Origin of the sequence: Pseudonocardia sp. NPDC049154, from assembly GCF_040648315.1 — a bacterium.
In the GTDB taxonomy this organism is placed as follows: domain Bacteria; phylum Actinomycetota; class Actinomycetes; order Mycobacteriales; family Pseudonocardiaceae; genus Pseudonocardia.
Map to the genome: position 1 here is coordinate 1 of NZ_JBEZDN010000160.1, position 16,445 is coordinate 16,445.

Consider the following 16,445-nt stretch of genomic DNA (forward strand, 5'->3'; position numbering starts at 1 on the left):
CGGCGGCGCGACCGGCGCGGCCGTGATGGGCGGCGCGACCGCGGTGGGGGTGGCGGAGAAGGAGGGCAGCGGGACCTCGTCCGTGCCCGAGCCCGGCGCCGGGGTCGCGGGGGCGACCGAGGCGGTGGGCGGGGCCGCGGTGGACCCCGACCCGTCGTCCGAGCCCCCGCCCCCGGTGCCCAGGGTGACCAGCCCGATCACGGCGGCGATCACGGCGACGCCGACGAGCGCGATGCCACCGACCTTCAGCGGCGACGGTCCGGACGCGGGTGCGGTCACGTCAGTCCTCCGGTGCGAGGGCGGCGGGCGGGGTCACGGTCACCACGGCTCCATGCCGAGCCGGCGGGCGGCGCGGGTGCGCTGCCGGCTGGCACGCAGCCGGCGGAGCCGCTTGACCAGTAGGGGATCGGCTGCGAGCGCCTCGGGGGTGTCGACCAGCGCGTTGAGCACCTGGTAGTAGCGGGTGGCCGACATGTCGAACAGCTCGCGGATGGCCTGTTCCTTGGCCCCCTGGTACTTCCACCACTGACCCTCGAAGGCGAGGATCTCGCGCTCGCGCCGGTCCAGTTCGCGGACCGGCGGGCCGGCGGGACGGTTCGTCCCGCTGGTTTCCGTGGCGGACTCCATCACGCTCCCTGCACAGTCGCTCCGACCGGAATGACACGGCTGTCATTCGCGGGCGCCATTGAACCACGATGGACCGACGGAAACGGGGCGGACGCGCCACCCGGGGGCGTGAATCGGGGGAACGCCGGGCGGGTCCAGGGCGGACATTACTGTTCCTGTGTGGCCGTCCGTCCCATCGTCATCATCGGCGATCCCGTCCTGCACACCCCGACCCGCCCCGTCGAGACGTACGACGACGCGCTCCGGGCCCTGGTCGCGGACATGTTCGACACCATGGCGGCGGCACACGGGGTGGGTCTCGCGGCCAACCAGATCGGCGTGGGCCTGCGCGTGTTCGTCTACGACTGCCCCGACGAGGAGTCGCGCACGATGCGCCGCGGCGTGGTCGTGAACCCGGTGCTCACCACGTCGGACAAGCCGGAGGGCATGCCGGACCCGGACGAGGACGACGAGGGCTGCCTCTCCGTCCCCGGCGAGCAGTACCCGACCGGGCGCGCCGACTGGGCGAAGGTCACGGGCACGGACGAGTTCGGCGAGCCCGTCGAGGTCGAGGGCAAGGGCTTCTTCGCGCGCTGCCTCCAGCACGAGACCGACCACCTCGACGGCCTGGTCTACGTGGACCGCCTCGTGGGGCGGAACCAGCGCGCCGCCAAGAAGATGCTGCGCAGGCACGGGTGGGGCGAGCCCGGCCGGACCTGGGACCCCGCCACGCAGGAGGCCGAGGAGGTCTGACCGCCGCGGCGGCGCCGGCGGCCGGGAACACGCTGCCCGGCCACTCCGTTGAGCCTCCTGCAACGCTGTAATCAGGGAGGCTCGCCATGGAGGAGCTCGACGCCTACTCCCGCACGGTCAGCACGGTCGCCGCGGAGCTCACGCCCCGCGTCGCGGCCGTCCGGTTCGGCCGCGGCTCCGGCTCGGCGGTGGTGGTCGCGCCGGGGGAGCTGCTGACGAATGCACACGTCGTGGGCAGTTCCACCCGGGGCCGGGCCGACTTCGCCGACGGCGCCCAGGTCCCGGTCCGGGTCGCCGGCTCGGACCCGCTGTCGGACCTCGCGCTGCTGCGCGCCGACGGGTCGCTCCCGGAGCCCGCGCGCCTCGGCGACGCGGACGCGCTCGTCGTCGGCCAGCTCGTGGTCGCGGTCGGGAACCCGCTCGGCCTGGCCGGCTCGGTCACGGCCGGGGTGGTGAGCGCGCTCGGCCGGGCCCTGCCCACGCGGGCGGGGTCCGCCGGCCGGGTCGTGGAGGACGTCATCCAGACCGACGCGGCGCTCAACCCCGGCAACTCCGGGGGCGCGCTCGCCGACGCCCGCGGCCGCGTCGTGGGGATCAACACCGCGGTGGCGGGGACCGGCCTGGGCCTCGCCGTGCCGATCAACGCGACCACCCGGCGGATCGTGGAGACGCTGCGCCGCGAGGGCCGGGTGCGCCGCGCCTACCTCGGGGTCGTCGGCGCCCCCGCGCCGGTGCCGGGCGTGGTCGCGGACCGCTACGGGCGGCGCAACGGGCTGCGGCTCGCCGAGGTGGTCACCGGCAGCCCCGCCGACCGGGCCGGGCTGCGCCGCGGCGACCTGGTGCTCGACGTCGGGCGGAAGCCGGTCGAGGACGCCCAGGGCATCCAGCGCCAGCTCTTCGGCGACGCCATCGGGGTCCCGTTGCCGGTCACCGTGCTGCGCAACGGGGCGATGGTCGACGTCGTCGCGGTCCCCACCGAACTGTGAGCGGCAGGTGCCTGGTGGGGCACCTGCCGCTCACGACCCGCTCCGAGCAGGAGGAACGTCAGGACTTGGGGTCCAGCACGAAGACCGGGATCTGCCGGTCCGTCTTCTCCTGGTACTCCGCGTAGGAGGGGTAGGCGTCGACCGCGCGGTCCCACCACGCGGCGCGCTCCGCGCCGTCGACCTCGCGGGCGACGTACGTCTTCGTCTCGGTCCCGTCCTGGAGCGGGAACTCGGGGTGCGCCTTGATGTTGTAGTACCAGACCGGGTGCTCGGGGGCACCGCCCTTGGAGGCCACGACCGCGTAGCTGCCGTCGTGCTCCACGCGCATCACGGGGGTGTAGCGCAGCTTCCCGGACTTCGCGCCGCGCAGCGTCAGCAGCACGATCGGGCTGCCGAGGACGTCGATGCCCTCGGTCGTGCCGGTCTCCAGGATCTTCTCCGTCTGGTCGCGGACCCAGCCCGCAGGGCTGAGCTCCACCTTCTCGTCGGCCATGATCCTGGGAACCCGGTCGCCCTGCGTGGCATTCCGGGCACGAGGGTGAATCACGGCGGGCTACCGTCCTCCCATGCCCGAACCGTCCATCGGCACGACCCCGCCCCGCGTCATGACGATCGCGGGGACCGACTCCGGCGGCGGCGCCGGGATCGCGGCGGACCTGCGCACCTTCGCGGCCTGCGGCGTGCACGGCTGTCTCGCCGTGTGTGCCGTCACCGTGCAGAACTCGGTCGGGGTCACGGGGGTGCACACGATCCCGCCGGAGACCGTCGCCGCCCAGATCGCCACCGTGGCGTCGGACATCGGGCTCGACGCGGCCAAGACCGGCATGCTCGCCGGTGCCGAGATCATCGAGGCGGTCGCCGCGGCCTGCGACGCCAACGGCATCGGCGCCGACGGCCGGACGCCGCTGGTCGTCGACCCGGTCGCGGCGTCCATGCACGGCGACCAGCTGCTCGCCGACTCCGCGCTCGACGCCTTCCGCGGGCTGCTCTTCCCGCGCGCCACCCTGGTGACCCCGAACCTCGACGAGGTGCGCCTGCTCATCGGGATCGACGTGCACGACCGCGAGGCGCAGTACGCCGCGGCGAAGGAGCTGCACGCCCTCGGCCCCCGGGCGGTGCTCGTCAAGGGCGGGCACCTCGCCGAGGACACGGACGGCTGCCTCGACCTGTTCTTCGACGGCGAGACCTTCACCGAGCTGCCCGGCCCGCGGTTCGCGACCGGCCACACCCACGGCGGCGGCGACTCGCTGGCCGCGGCGATCGCGTCGGGCCTCGCCCGCGGGCTCGCGCTGCCCGAGGCGGTGGAGTTCGGCAAGCGCTACATCGTCGAGGCGGTGCGGCACGCCTATCCACTCGGGCAGGGTCACGGCCCCGTCTCCCCGCTCTGGGCGGTACGCCCCTGGTGGGACGCTCCGCCATCTGTGTGAACGTTCGTTCGGTCAGGAAAGGCTGCCCCGAGCGCGTTCCGCAGCTGCGGTGTGATCCACGCCGGATCGGCCGCTACAGCGGATGCGGCGACCGCTGCAGTCGACTTAGGTCACGCTAACCTGCAGGTCAGGGCCTTGCGGCATGTCGCATGCGGCCGCGCGCGGGGCTAGTGTCGCGCCCGATGAGCATCTTGGGCACGCGCGTTGTCCGTACCGAGGACCCGGTGTTCCTCACACGGGGCGCGACATACACCGACGACCTGACCGACGAGCGGCTCACCGGGGCACTGCACGTGACCCTGGTCCGCTCCCCGCTGGCGCACGCCACGATCAACTCGATCGACGTCGAGGAGGCGCGCAACGCCCCCGGCGTCGTCGCGGTCCTCACCGGCGCCGACTGCGACATCGCGCCGGCTCTGCTGTTCCCGGCCGCGAACAAGGCGATGCTGCGGCCGTTCCTGGCGACCGACCGGGTGCGCTACGTCGGCGAGGCGGTCGCGGCCGTCCTCACCGAGGAGGCGTACCAGGGCGAGGACGCCGCGGACCTGGTGGACGTCGACTACGAGCCGCTCGACGCGGTGGTCGACATGAAGGAGGCCCTCAAGGACGAGGTCCTCCTGTTCCCCGAGGCCGGGACGAACAGCGTCACCGCGATGCACCTCGCCAAGGAGGAGCCGGGCGACGACTTCTTCGCGGACTGCGAGGTCGTCGTCAGCCGGGAGATCGTGAACCAGCGCGTCGCCGCGGCGCCGCTGGAGACCCGTGCCGCCTCCGCCTACTGGGGCGAGGACGGCCGCTGCACGATCTTCTGCTCCACCCAGAACGCGCAGAGTGCCCGCGACGAGGTCGCCGGCTGGCTGGGCATGGACGCCAAGGACCTGCGGCTGATCCTGCCGGACGTCGGCGGCGGCTTCGGCGCGAAGATCGGCGCCGACCCCGAGTTCGCGCTGGTCGCGTGGCTGTCGAAGAAGGTGGGCCGCCCGGTCCGCTGGAACGAGAGCCGCTCGGAGAACATGACCGGGATGGTGCAGGGCCGCGCCCAGCTGCAGACCATCACGATCGGCGGCGACCGGGACGGCACCGTCAAGGCCTACCGGCTCGACGTCGTGGCCGACGCCGGCGCCTACCCGCGCCTCGGCGTCGTCCTCCCGATGTTCACGCGGATGATGGCGCCCGGCACCTACGACATCCCGAAGGTCTGGTCGACCGCCCAGGTCGTCGCGACCAACACGACGTCGACGGCGGCCTACCGCGGCGCCGGCCGCCCGGAGGCCACCCAGGCCATCGAGCGCGCGATGGACCTCTTCGCGGACGAGATCGGGATGGACCCGGCCGAGCTCCGCAAGAAGAACGTCATCAAGCCCGAGCAGTTCCCCTTCACCACGAAGGGCGGCGCCGAGTACGACACGGGCGAGTACGCCAAGGCCATCGACCTGGCGTGCGAGGCGGCGGACTACGAGGGCCTGCGGGCCGAGCAGGCGCGCCGCCGCGAGCGCGGGGACGCGCTGCAGCTCGGCATCGGCGTGTCGTCCTACGTCGAGATCACCGGCGGCGGCGCGTTCGTCGAGAACGCGACCGTGCAGGTGCACCCGGACGGCGCCGTCACCGTGCTCACCGGCACCTCGCCGCACGGCCAGGGCCACGCGACGGCGTGGGCGATGCTGGCCAGCGAGGAGCTCGGCATCCCGGTCGAGAAGATCACCGTGAAGCACGGCGACACGGACCTGATCCCCACCGGCGCCGGCACCATGGGCTCGCGGAGCCTGCAGACCGGCGGCGTCGCGGTGCACAACGCCGCGGTCGAGCTGGTCGAGCTGGCCAAGCAGCGCGCCGCGGACGTGCTGGAGGCGAGCGTCGACGACCTGGAGCTGGACAAGGCCACCGGGTCGATCGTGGTCAAGGGCGCCCCGGGCGCGAAGAGCGTCTCGCTGGCCGACCTGGCCGGCACCGAGGAGCTCAAGGTCTTCCACGAGTGGGACGCCAAGAAGCCGACCTTCCCGTTCGGCGCGCACGTCGCCGTCGTCGAGGTCGACGTGGAGTCCGGCAAGGCCACCGTCGAGCGGATCTGGGCGCTCGACGACGCCGGCCCGATCCTCAACCCGCTGATCTTCGACGGCCAGCGGCACGGCGGCATCGCGCAGGGCATCGCCCAGGCGATGCTCGAGGAGGTCGTGTTCGACCCCGAGGGGCAGCCGCTCACGGCGACCTTCGCGGACTACGGCATCCCCTCGGCCGCGGAGCTGCCCAGCTTCGACCTGGTCAGCATGGAGACCCCCACGACGATCAACTCCATGGGCTACAAGGGCGTCGGCGAGGCCGGGACCATCGGGTCCTGCCCCGCGGTGCACAACGCGGTGATCGACGCCGTGTCGCACCTCGGCGTCCGCCACATCGACATGCCCCTCACCCCCGTGCGGGTGTGGACCGCCATCCACGAGGCCCAGAAGGAGTCGGCCAAGTGAAGGTAGAGATCACGGTCAACGGCGAGCACACCAGCCACGACGTCGAACCGCGTACCCTGCTCGCGCACTACCTGCGCGAGAACCTCGGCCTGAAGGCCACCAACATCGGCTGCGACACCACGTCGTGCGGCGCCTGTACCGTCCTCGTCGACGGCGAGGCGGTGAAGTCCTGCACGGTCCTCGCCGTCCAGGCCGACCAGCAGTCGGTCACCACGATGGAGGGCCTCGACGGCGCCGCGCAGGGCGAGCTGCGCCACCCCGTCACCAAGGCCTTCCGCCAGGAGCACGGCCTGCAGTGCGGCTTCTGCACCCCCGGCATGGTGATGGCCGCGGTCAGCCTCATCGACCAGAACCCGGACCTCACCGAGTCCGACGTCCGGGAGGGGCTGGAGGGCAACCTCTGCCGCTGCACCGGCTACCACAACATCGTCCGCGCCGTGCTGGTCGCGGCGGGCAAGGACCCCGACGCCGCGCAGGCCGCCGAGGCCGTGTCCGACGAGCGCACCACGGCGCCGGGCTTCTCCACCGGGAAGGGCGACAAGTGATCCCCGTCGGCTTCGACTATCAGCGCCCCGAGTCGGTCGACGCGGCCCTGGCCCTGCTCGCGGAGCACGGCGACGACGCCACGGTGCTGGCCGGCGGGCACTCGCTGCTCCCGGTCATGAAGCTGCGCCTGGCCGCCCCCGAGGTCGTCATCGACATCGGTCGGCTCGCCGAGCTCAACTACATACGGGTCGACGGCGACGGCGACGATTCCTACGTCGCGATCGGGGCGGGCACCCGCTACCGGGACATCGTGATCTCCGACGTCCTGGCGAAGGAGTGCGCGCTGCTCCCGGCCGTGACCCGGACCGTCGGCGACCCGCAGGTCCGCCACCGCGGCACCCTGGGCGGCGCGCTCGCCCACGGCGACCCGGCCGGCGACCTGCCCGCCGCGATCCTCGCGCTCGAGGGCACGATCGTGCTCCGCAGCCCGCGGGGGGAGCGGAAGGTCCCGATCACCGAGTTCTACACCGGGGTGTTCTCCTCGGTGAAGGAGCCGGACGAGCTGATCGTCGAGATCCGGGTGCCCCGCACGGGCAGCACCGGGTGGGCCTACGAGAAGTTCACCCGGCGCAGCAACGACTGGGCGATCGTGGCCGTGGCCGTGGTGACCGCCGCGGACGGCGCGCGCCGGATCGGGCTGGTCAACATGGGCTCGACCCCGCTGCGGGCGACGGCCACCGAGGCCGCGCTGGCCGAGGGCAAGAGCATCGAGGACGCCGCCGCACTGGCCGCCGAGGGCACCGAGCCCCCGGCCGACAACGCCGGCACCCCCGAGTACCGCCGCCACCTGGTGACGGTGCTGACCCGGCGGGCCCTGCAGACCGCCGCGGGCTGACCTTCCGCACGTTCCGGCGTCCCGGTCCCCGTCCGCGGGGGTCGGGACGCCGGCGTTCTCGGGGTCGGTCGGCCCATTGTGTGCCCGGTGGGCCGCGAGGACCCTGATCGGCGTCCGGCGGCGCCGCCGGGGCGCCGCCCCGACCGGAAGGAGGTGGACCGTGTTCGCACGTTCCACCACCGTCCTGGCCCACCGGGAGAACATGGACCGCGGCATCATGCTGATCCGCGACGAGGTCATGCCCGCGGTGCTCGACATGTCCGGGTGCATCGGCATGTCGATGCTCGTGGACCGGGAGTCCGGCCGCTGTATCGCGACGACGGCCTGGGAGTCCCGCGAGGCGATGGAGGCCTCCGCGACGGCGGTCAGGCCGCTGCGCGACCGGGCGGCCGACGCCCTCGGCGGCACCGCGCAGGTCGACGAGTGGGAGATCGGCGTGCTGCACCGCGACCACCCGTCCGAGCCCGGGGCCTGCGTGCGGGTGACGTGGGTGCGGACCGCGCCGGGGACGATGGACCGGGCCGTCGAGTTCTACAAGACGATGCTGCTGCCGGAGATGGAGCAGTGGGACGGGTTCTGCAGCGCCAGCATGCTGCTCGACCGGACCGAGGGACTCTCCGTCTCGTCGGTGACCTACGACAGCCGCGACGCCATGGCGGCGGTCCGGGACCGGGCCTCCCGCTTCCGGGACAAGGCCATGCAGGAGATCGGCGGCGAGGTCCTCGAGGTCCGCGAGTTCGAGCTGGCCCTGGCCCACCTGAGGGTGCCCGAGCTCGTCTGATCCGTGCATCAGGGCGCCGGCCGGACCAGGCCGGCGTCCTGGGCGCCGATCGCGGCCTGGGTCCGGGAGGCCAGCCCGAGCTTGGCGAGGACCCGCGAGACGTGCGTCTTCGCGGTGGCCTCGGTGATCACCAGGTCGCGCGCGATGCCCGCGTTGGAGAGCCCACGGCCCAGGCAGGCGAGCACGTCGCGCTCCCGCGGGGGGAGCGTGTCGAGCCCCGGCACCGGGCGCGCGGACTCCACCGGGCGCTCCCGGGCGAACCGGCCGATCACCCGCCGGGCCACCTCCGGGGCCAGGACGCCGTCGCCGCGGGCCACGGCCCGGACGGCGGCGAGCAGGCCGGGCGCGTCGACCGTCTTGAGCAGGAACCCGGCGGCGCCGGCGGCGAGGGCGGCGTCGACCAGGTCGTCGAGGTCGAAGGTCGCCAGCCCTCCCCGTGGGGCCCGGCCTCGACCCTGCCGCCGAGCGCCTCCGCCCGTTCCCGCAGGCCGAGCAGCCCCGTACCGGCACCGGGCAGGCCCGCCCGGCCGGTCGCGAGGGCATTGTCCAGCTCCACCGTCAGCGTCCCCTCCCGCTCGGCGATCTCGACCCGCACGGCCGAGCCCGGGGCATGCTTCGCGGCGTTCGTGAGCCCCTCCTGCACGACCCGGTAGGCCACGAGGTCGACGTCGGCGGGCAGCGGTCCGGCGCGCCCGTCGAGCACCTCGACGGTCAACCCGGTCGCCCGCGCCGAGCCGAGCAACGGGTCCAGCCGGTCGAGCCCGTCGGGCGCGGTGCGCGGCTCGTCGCCCCCCGACCGGAGCAGCCCGATCATGGTGCGCATCTCGGTCAGTGAGGACACGCTCTGCTCCCGCACGGTGCCGAGCACCCGGCGCAGTGCCGCCCGGTCCGGGCCGGGGAGGGTCAGCGCGGCCTCGGACTGCAGCGCAATGGCGGACAGCCGCCCGGCGACGACGTCGTGCAGGTCCCGGGCCATCCGCGTGCGCTCCGCCGCCAGCGCCGCCTCCCGTTCACGCTCGGCGATCCGCCGCTCCTGCTCGGCCCGGATCCGGGCCTGCTCGGCCAGGTCGCGGTGGCGCCGGACCTCCAGTGCCCAGACGACGGGCACCGCCAGCAGCAGGCTCAGCGTCAGCAGGGTGAGCAGCGCCTCGCGTCCACCGGAGGTGACCAGGCTGACGAGCGTGACGCCGCCGAGGGTCAGCACGGAGAGCCCAGCTTGCCCGCGCCGGGGCGTACAGCACCGCGCAGTAGAGCAGGTCCCCGAGCACGAGCAGCACGCCCAGCGCGGTCGCCCCGAGGAACAGCGGGGCGGCCGCGACGGCCGCCACGACCACCGTCAGGGCGAGCAGCGGCCTGCGCCGGCGTTGCGTGAGCGCGGCGCAGGCGACGAGGAGGGTGCCGGTCTCGGCGGCGAACGGGGGACCGGGCCCCACCACCCGATCCGCCCCTCCGGGAGGGACCAGGCGAGCAGCAGCCCGGCCGCCAGGTACAGCAGCGCGAGCAGGACGTCCCGCACCCACGTCGGGAGTGCCCCGACCCGGTCGGCGAGCGGGATCATCCGCCCATCCCGGCACGGCGGGCCGCGGGGCGTCGTGCGTCGAAGGAGGTACGCCTCGTCGCCCGGAGATCGATCGTCCCGCCGACGCGTCGGGGACCGTCCGGGCGGGAGCGTGGCGGGCATGGGGGAATGGATCGGGGAGAACCCGCTCGTCCTGGTGATCGGGGCGTGCGAGGTCGGTTTCTGGGTGCTGCTGGGTCTCGGCCTGGCCGCGCGCTACCTGCTGCGGGTGCGCCGGCTGTCCACGGTGCTGCTGCTCGGCGTGCCGGTGCTCGACGTGGTGCTGGTCGGAGCGACGCTGCTCGACGTCGCCGGGGGTCGGCGCCGACGACCGTGCACGGCCTGGCCGCGGTGTACCTGGGCTTCACGGTCGCCTTCGGGCACTCGCTGATCCGCTGGGCGGACGTCCGGTTCGCGCACCGGTTCGCGCACCGGTTCGCGGGCGGGCCGCCGCCCGCCCCGAAGCCGACGGGCGCCGCACGGACCGCGTACGAGTGGCGGGAGTGGACCAAGGTCGTGGTGATGGCCCTGGTCACCGGGGTGGTCCTGGTGCTGGTCTCGCTCGCCGCGGGACGCGCGATCCCGGTGCCGACCGCGTGGGGCGCCGACCCGTTGTGGCACTGGGGGCTGAAGGCCGCGCTCGTCACCGGCATCTTGTTCGTCGCCGGCCCGCTCCGGTACTCGGGCCGGAGCCGCGTCGATGCGTGAGCCGATGCGTGAGCGCATCCCGGTCCTCGACGTGCTGCGCGGGGTGGCGATCCTGGGCACCTTCGCGTCGAATGTCTGGCTGTTCGCGTTCCCGGGCGGTCCGCAGGCCTGGGCGGCTGCCGGGTTCCCGTCCGGGGAGGGCCCGGCCACGCTGCTGAAGGCCCTGGTCAACGGCAAGTTCCTGGCCCTGCTGAGCCTGCTGTTGGCGTCGGGATGGAACTGCAGTACCGGTCGGCCGTGCGGCATGGGCTCCGCTGGCCCGGCCGGTACCTGCTGCGCGCGCTGGTGCTGCTGTGGGCCTCGGTCTCCCTGGTGTGCGCCGGGTTCGCCGTGGTGTGGCTCCGCCGCTTCGACCGCGGGCCGATCGAGTCGGCGGCGCACGCGCTCGTCAGGCCCCGGGTGCCGGTACCTCGGTGACGGGTTCCGCGCGGTCGTCGTACTCCAGGCGCAGGGCGCGGCTGATCGTCGCGTGCATCTCGTACAGGCAGGTCGTACGTCAGCGAACCCCGCGGGTGAGGGTGACGTCAACAGTCGACGACCAGCCACCCGCCGTGGTGCTCCGAGATCTCGAAGGGCAGGCCGGTCTCCTCGCCGAGCCGCTGCAACGCGTCGGCGTCGAACGTCGTCACGTGCCCCCAGGTCTCGTTCGGGACCCCCTCGTACGGTACGGAGACGACGACCCGGCGCCGGGCCAGCCGGATCGCCTCGGCCAGCACGGCCTTGCCCTCCTCGGCGGGCAGGTGCTCGAGCAGGTGCACCGCGAGCACGGTGTCGGCGTGGCCGTCGGGCAGCGGGACGTGGCGGGCGTCGGCGACGAGGGTGTCGACCGCCAGCCCGAGCCGCGGGGCCATCCGGTCGAGCAGGCCGACGGTGCCGGGAACGAGGTCGGTCGCGGTGACCTCGTGCCCGGCCTGCGCGAGCCGCAGCGCGAGGAACCCGAAGCAGGACCCCAGCTCCAGCACGCTCCCGACGGCCAGCTCCTCGGCCCGCTCGTGCACGGGCTTGAGCTCGGCGTTGGTCCCGCCCGGCTCCGGGTCGCCGCGCAGCGCGTCGAGGGTGTTGCGGTAGAAGGCGAGCCACGCGTCCTCGGGGTCCGGCGCGCCCGAGGTCACGATCGCGACGAAGGCCTCCTCGAACCGCTCGGGCGGCAGCACCCCGGGCACGACGAGCGTGCGGTCCAGCCAACCGGCCAGGTCGTTGTCCAGCCGTGCGAGCCCGATCATGGCGGCTCCCTTCCGCGTCCTCCCCGACGCTAGGGACGCGCGGGGCGGGACGGGACGGCGCGACGCGGGAACCGTCCGGCCCGCTACGGCGAACCGTCCGACCGGGCAGGGTGGGATCGGCCCGTCCGGCGGGCGCGCGGGGAGCCCCCCGGCGCCGGCGCCCTCAGGGGAAGCGTTCGATGTTCGCCTCGACCCAGCGGCGCAGGGCGTCGAGCGGGGCGTTGGCGTCCCGGCCGAGCTCGGTGAGGGCGTACTCGACGTGCAGCGGCACGGCCGGGTACACCGTGCGGTCGACGAGCCCGTGCTCCTCGAGCCGGCGCAGCACCGCGGTGAGGACCTTGGGGCTGATCCCCTCCAGCCGGCGCTTCACCTCGCCGAACCGCAGCGGCCCGTCGACGAGGGCGCCGAGGGCGAGCGCGCTCCACTTGTCGGCGAGCAGGTCGAGCACCGAGCGGCAGGGGCAGTTGGCCAGGTAGGCGTCCGGCGGGGCGTTCAGGGCGGGCACGAGCTGCATGGTATCCGAAGGGAACCAGCTTCCCTTGCGGGTAACCGGTACCCCTCGCATACCGTCGCGGCCATGAGCACACGCACCACCGCGATCGACGCCTTCACGTTCACGGAGATCGAGCACGAGGTCGCCGACCCCGGCCCGCACGACCTGCTCGTCGAGGTCCGGGCCGTCTCGGTGAACCCGGTCGACACCAAGGTCCGGGCCGGGCTCGACGCCCCGCGCGTCCTGGGCTTCGACGCCGCCGGCGTGGTGCGGGCCGTCGGCTCCGCGGTCGGCGCGTACGCCCCGGGCGACGAGGTCTACTACGCCGGCACGATCGACCGGCCGGGCAGCAACGCCGGGCTCCAGCTGGTCGACGAGCACGTCGTGGGCCGCAAGCCGCGCACGCTGGACTGGGCGGAGGCCGCGGCGCTGCCGCTGACCACCATCACCGCCTGGGAGACCCTGTTCGACGCCCTGCGGCTCGGCCCGGCCGGCACGGGGCGGCTGCTCGTCGTGTCGGCGGCCGGTGGGGTCGGCGCGATGGTGACCCAGCTGGCCACGACGCTGACCGGCGTCGAGGTCATCGGCACGGCGTCGCGCGAGGAGTCGGCGGCGTTCGCGCGGAGCATGGGTGCGGACCACATCGCGGACCACCACTCGCTGGTCGAGTCCGTGCGGAGGGTGGTTCCGGACGTCCAGTACGTGTTCTCGCCGGTCTCGGGCGAGAACGTCGAGGCCTACGCCGAGCTGCTCACCCCGCGCGGCGAGATCGTGGCGATCGACGAGCCGCCGGGCATGGACCTGCTCCCGCTGAAGTCGAAGAGCATCACCTGGCACTGGGAGCTGATGTTCACCCGGCCGCTGTTCCAGAAGGCCGACGCCACCCAGCGCGAGCTGCTGAACCGCGTCGCGGAGCTGGTCGACGAGGGCCGGATCCGGACCACCCTCACCACGACCTTCGAGGGCCTGACCGGCGAGAACTTGCGCAAGGCCCACGAGCAGCTGGAGTCCGGCCGCACGATCGGCAAGGTCGCCCTGGCCCTCTGACCGCATTATGGAACCATGATGCGCACATTCCGGGCTGGATTCAGCAATATGGAACCATAATGCGCCCGAATTCGCGGGTGGGGCGCATTATGGTTCCGTACTGCGGCGGGATCAGCGGCCGATGAGTTCGCCGGCCATCTCGTTCGTCGTCTGCTCCAGGCCGGTGAGATCGCGGACGACCCGGACGCGGTCGCAGTACTCGGCGTAGTCCGGGAGGTCGCAGCGGCCCAGACCCCACGAGTAGCGGGGCTCGGGCGTCAGCCAGATGGTCTCCCGGGCGCGCCGGGTGATCTCGACGAACGCCTCCATGTTCGGGTCGTTGCCGTTGCCCCTGCCGTCGCCGAGGATCAGCACGGTCGAGCGCCGGGTGACGGCCGAGCCGTGCTCCTCGAGGAACCGGCCGAAGGCCAGCCCGTAGTTCGAGTTGGCGTCGACGTCGACCACGTCCCCGCCGAAGACCAGCCCGAGCGCGTGCTCCACGGGGTGGTCGGCGAACAGCTCCGTGATCTCGGCGATCTCGTCGACGAACGCGAACGACCGGACCTGCCCGAACAGGTCCTGCAGGCCGTGGACCAGGTGCAACGTGAACCGGGCCGTGGCCCGCACCGACAGCGACACGTCGGTCAGGACGACGAGCCGGGGCTTGTCCTCCTGCCGGCGCACCGTGACCGGGGTGAACGGGACGCCGTCGAACCGCATGTTCTTGCGCATCGTGCGGCCCGAGTCGATCCGGCCCTGCGGCGAGACCCGGCGGCGGTGCGTCAGCGCCCCGTGCAGCGTCTTCGCCAGGCGGCGCAGCGAGTCCTCCAGCTGCATCCGCTCGGTCTCGCTGGCCCGGTCCACCTCGGCGACGCGGCCGTCGCCCTCGCCGCCGTCGATGATTCGCTGCTCGATCTCCAGCAGCCGCTCCAGGTGCGCCTTGATGGCCTCAGGGAGGTTCTGCAGGACGCCGGCGAGGCGCCGGCGCAGGGCTGCGGCGTCGTCCTCCGTCCCCGCCGTGGCGGCGACGTCCTCCTCCGCGGCGGTCAGCCAGCCCAGCAGCGCCTCCTGCTCGGCGACGGAGAGGTCGGCGTCGACCTTGGTGCCGGTGGCCGTCGAGATGTCGCCTGGCAGCCCGGCACCGGAGAGCCGGTCGGTCTCGATCTGCACCCGGTTGCCCTCGGACAGCGGCTGTCCCCGGTTGTCCTTGGAGAAGACGATCTCCTCGGTCATCGCGGCCAGGTCGATCTTGTTGGCCTCCTGGTGCAGGTTGTACTGCTGCGCCAGGTCCTCCGGGTCGAAGTAGTCCCGGATGTCGACGGGCTTGCCGTGCTCGTGGCCCTGCTGCGGGGTCTCCGAGGGATCCTCGGACAAGGTGAAGTCGTCGAGCGTGCCCTCGTCGGAGAGGTCGCCGTGGCCGTGCCCGTGACCGTGCCCGGTCTCCGGCTCACCCACCCTGACCAGCGCGAAGAACAGGTCGAAGACCTCGTCGAAGGTCGCCTCGTCCCGCCGGTCCTTCACCAGCGCGACGCGCAGCGCCTCCTTGAGGACCGCCTTGTCGGCCAGCACGCCCGGCTGCGACGCGCACCGCATGGCGTCGACGGCCTCGGAGACCGAGACCCGCACGCCGCGGATGCGCAGCAGCCGGACGAACCGGTGGATGCTGGCCTCCATCTAGAGCGCCCGCTTGCGTCCGAGGCCGAAGGAACGCGAGCCCTGGCCCGACGTGACCGACCGCGGCGTGGCGGGGGCGTCGCGCTCGGACCCCTTGGCGTAGTTCGGCGTGCCGTAGACGCCCTCGCCGTGCCGGCCCGCGGTGTCCCGGTCGGCGCGGACCTGCCTGCCGTCGGCGCCCCCGTCGTCGTCCTCGTCGTGCGAGTGTCCGTGGCCATGTCCGTGGCCATGTCCGTGGCCATGTCCGTGTCCGTGGCCGGGCTCCTCGATCTCGGCGTTCGGGTCGACGAGGCGGGGCAGGGCGTCGAGCGCCTTCTTGACGTCCTTGTCGTACTTGACGACCACGGAGACCGTGTCGGAGAGGACCTGCGAGTTCAGCTCGTCGACGCCGAGGACCGCCAGCGTCCGGGCCCAGTCGATCGTCTCGGAGATGCTCGGCGCTTTGCGCAGCTCGAGCTCGCGCAGCCCGCGCACGACGTTGACCAGCTCCTCGGCGAGCGAGTCCGCCAGCCCGGTCTTCTTCGACCGCACGATCTCCAGCTCGCGCTCGGCGGAGGGGTAGTCGAGGAACAGGTGCAGGCAGCGGCGCTTGAGCGCGGCGGCGAGGTCGCGGGTGTTGTTCGAGGTCAGCAGCACGTAGGGGCGCTGCTTCGCGGTGAAGGTCCCGACCTCGGGCACGGAGATCTGGAACTCGCCGAGGGTCTCCAGGAGCACGGCCTCCAACGCTTCGTCGGCTCGGTCGACCTCGTCGATCAGCAGCACCACGGGCTGCTCGGAGCGGATCGCCTCGAGCAGCGGGCGCGGCGCGAGGAAGCGCTCGGAGAAGAAGACGCTCTCGTTCTCGCCGATCCGCTCGACGGCTGTGGCCAGGTCCGGGGCGTCCTCGACGACCTGCCCGATCTTCTCGCGCAGGATCTGCGTGTACATGAGCTGCTTGCCGTAGTCCCACTCGTACAGGGCCTTGGTCTCGTCCTGGCCCTCGTAGCACTGCAGGCGGAGCAGCCGGCGGCCGGTCGCCGCGGCGAGCATCTTGGCCAGCTCGGTCTTGCCCACGCCCGCGGGCCCCTCGAGCAGCAGCGGCTTGTCCAGCCGGGTGAGCAGGAAGACCGTCGTGGCGAGCCGGGTGTCGGCGATGTAGCCCTGGTCGTGGAGCGCGGCCACGACCTCGTCGACGGACTCGAACGGCGGGTCGGGATCGGTCTGCGGGCCGTCGGAGAGGCCGTCGGACAGGCTGGTCAAGGCCGGAACTCCTTCCGCGCGGCTCGCCGGCGACGGGGGTGGCGTTCTCCGCGCCGGTGCTCCGCTCGGCGACCGCCGAGGAGGGGCTCGCCCAGCTCAAGGAGGCCGGCTTCGGGATCTTCGGGCTC

Annotated in this window: 18 protein-coding genes and 3 pseudogenes; 11 read left to right on the top strand and 10 right to left on the bottom strand. The window is 73.3% G+C overall.

The annotated features are described in order from the left end of the window. Together AB0B41_RS39060 and AB0B41_RS39065 are read right to left on the bottom strand one after the other, a co-directional pair. Positions 1-279: pseudogene (locus AB0B41_RS39060) on the bottom strand (LytR family transcriptional regulator); the annotation flags it as partial. Positions 280-318: 39 nt separating this feature from the next. Beyond that, the gene (locus AB0B41_RS39065) at positions 319-627 is read right to left on the bottom strand and encodes a DUF3263 domain-containing protein (protein ID WP_037048722.1); all 309 of its coding nucleotides are present in this window, start codon (positions 625-627) and stop codon (positions 319-321) included. A 159-nt stretch (positions 628-786) separates the two neighbouring features. Here AB0B41_RS39065 and AB0B41_RS39070 point away from each other — a divergent pair, with 159 nt between their 5' ends. Beyond that, positions 787-1,359: a peptide deformylase gene (locus AB0B41_RS39070; RefSeq protein WP_358212075.1), complete on the top strand. Its 573-nt coding sequence runs from the start codon at positions 787-789 to the stop codon at positions 1,357-1,359. 86 nt (positions 1,360-1,445) lie between these two features. Next, positions 1,446-2,345, top strand: coding sequence for a trypsin-like peptidase domain-containing protein (locus tag AB0B41_RS39075; RefSeq protein WP_358212076.1), 900 nt, complete (start codon positions 1,446-1,448; stop codon positions 2,343-2,345). A gap of 58 nt (positions 2,346-2,403) precedes the next feature. On the opposite strand, the gene AB0B41_RS39080 is transcribed toward AB0B41_RS39075, so the two are convergent. After that, a complete protein-coding gene (locus AB0B41_RS39080; protein WP_358212077.1) occupies positions 2,404-2,838 on the bottom strand; it encodes a nitroreductase family deazaflavin-dependent oxidoreductase in 435 nt (144 codons plus the stop codon). A gap of 73 nt (positions 2,839-2,911) precedes the next feature. Between AB0B41_RS39080 and thiD the strand changes: the two genes are divergently transcribed. The 5 genes from thiD to AB0B41_RS39105 all read left to right on the top strand — a co-directional run bounded on the left by thiD (position 2,912) and on the right by AB0B41_RS39105 (position 8,396). Further along, a complete protein-coding gene (gene thiD / locus AB0B41_RS39085) occupies positions 2,912-3,772 on the top strand; it encodes a bifunctional hydroxymethylpyrimidine kinase/phosphomethylpyrimidine kinase (protein WP_358212078.1) in 861 nt (286 codons plus the stop codon). Between the two features lie 182 nt (positions 3,773-3,954). Beyond that, complete coding sequence (locus AB0B41_RS39090) at positions 3,955-6,234, top strand: xanthine dehydrogenase family protein molybdopterin-binding subunit (protein ID WP_358212079.1); 2,280 nt, start codon at positions 3,955-3,957, stop codon at positions 6,232-6,234. Beyond that, positions 6,231-6,779, top strand: coding sequence for a (2Fe-2S)-binding protein (locus AB0B41_RS39095; protein ID WP_358212080.1), 549 nt, complete (start codon positions 6,231-6,233; stop codon positions 6,777-6,779). Before AB0B41_RS39090 ends, AB0B41_RS39095 begins: the two co-directional genes overlap by 4 nt. Then, positions 6,776-7,615, top strand: coding sequence for a xanthine dehydrogenase family protein subunit M (locus AB0B41_RS39100; RefSeq protein WP_358212081.1), 840 nt, complete (start codon positions 6,776-6,778; stop codon positions 7,613-7,615). Before AB0B41_RS39095 ends, AB0B41_RS39100 begins: the two co-directional genes overlap by 4 nt. Positions 7,616-7,775: 160 nt before the next feature. Next, positions 7,776-8,396: a hypothetical protein gene (locus AB0B41_RS39105; protein ID WP_358212082.1), complete on the top strand. Its 621-nt coding sequence runs from the start codon at positions 7,776-7,778 to the stop codon at positions 8,394-8,396. A gap of 8 nt (positions 8,397-8,404) precedes the next feature. Here AB0B41_RS39105 and AB0B41_RS39110 read toward each other — a convergent pair. From AB0B41_RS39110 to AB0B41_RS39120, 3 genes and pseudogenes are all read right to left on the bottom strand, one after another. After that, positions 8,405-8,824: pseudogene (locus AB0B41_RS39110) on the bottom strand (response regulator transcription factor); the annotation flags it as partial. A gap of 374 nt (positions 8,825-9,198) precedes the next feature. Continuing rightward, positions 9,199-9,372 (bottom strand): annotated as a pseudogene (locus AB0B41_RS39115) (histidine kinase dimerization/phosphoacceptor domain-containing protein); the annotation flags it as partial. A gap of 360 nt (positions 9,373-9,732) precedes the next feature. Further along, entirely contained in the window at positions 9,733-9,954 is a 222-nt protein-coding gene (locus AB0B41_RS39120; RefSeq protein WP_358212083.1) for a hypothetical protein, read from the bottom strand. A 121-nt stretch (positions 9,955-10,075) separates the two neighbouring features. Here AB0B41_RS39120 and AB0B41_RS39125 point away from each other — a divergent pair, with 121 nt between their 5' ends. The 3 genes from AB0B41_RS39125 to AB0B41_RS39135 all read left to right on the top strand — a co-directional run bounded on the left by AB0B41_RS39125 (position 10,076) and on the right by AB0B41_RS39135 (position 11,079). Continuing rightward, complete coding sequence (locus tag AB0B41_RS39125) at positions 10,076-10,345, top strand: hypothetical protein (RefSeq protein ID WP_358212084.1); 270 nt, start codon at positions 10,076-10,078, stop codon at positions 10,343-10,345. Further along, a complete protein-coding gene (locus AB0B41_RS39130) occupies positions 10,306-10,662 on the top strand; it encodes a hypothetical protein (RefSeq protein WP_358212085.1) in 357 nt (118 codons plus the stop codon). Before AB0B41_RS39125 ends, AB0B41_RS39130 begins: the two co-directional genes overlap by 40 nt. 237 nt (positions 10,663-10,899) lie before the next feature. Continuing rightward, a complete protein-coding gene (locus AB0B41_RS39135; protein ID WP_358212086.1) occupies positions 10,900-11,079 on the top strand; it encodes a DUF418 domain-containing protein in 180 nt (59 codons plus the stop codon). Positions 11,080-11,186: 107 nt separating this feature from the next. On the opposite strand, the gene mftM is transcribed toward AB0B41_RS39135, so the two are convergent. Beyond that, positions 11,187-11,885, bottom strand: a complete 699-nt coding sequence (gene mftM, locus AB0B41_RS39140; RefSeq protein ID WP_358212087.1) for a mycofactocin oligosaccharide methyltransferase MftM — start codon at positions 11,883-11,885, stop codon at positions 11,187-11,189. A 163-nt stretch (positions 11,886-12,048) separates the two neighbouring features. Then, on the bottom strand, positions 12,049-12,390 hold the full coding sequence (locus tag AB0B41_RS39145) for a helix-turn-helix domain-containing protein (protein ID WP_358212088.1): 342 nt from the start codon (positions 12,388-12,390) through the stop codon (positions 12,049-12,051). Positions 12,391-12,462: 72 nt separating this feature from the next. On the opposite strand from AB0B41_RS39145, the gene AB0B41_RS39150 reads away from it, so the two are divergent. Beyond that, a complete protein-coding gene (locus AB0B41_RS39150) occupies positions 12,463-13,425 on the top strand; it encodes a zinc-binding alcohol dehydrogenase family protein (RefSeq protein ID WP_358212089.1) in 963 nt (320 codons plus the stop codon). 111 nt (positions 13,426-13,536) lie between these two features. Here AB0B41_RS39150 and AB0B41_RS39155 read toward each other — a convergent pair whose 3' ends face one another. Continuing rightward, positions 13,537-15,078, bottom strand: coding sequence for a VWA domain-containing protein (locus tag AB0B41_RS39155; RefSeq protein WP_358212090.1), 1,542 nt, complete (start codon positions 15,076-15,078; stop codon positions 13,537-13,539). Continuing rightward, entirely contained in the window at positions 15,079-16,308 is a 1,230-nt protein-coding gene (locus AB0B41_RS39160; protein WP_358212091.1) for a MoxR family ATPase, read from the bottom strand. Positions 16,309-16,445 lie beyond the last annotated feature (137 nt).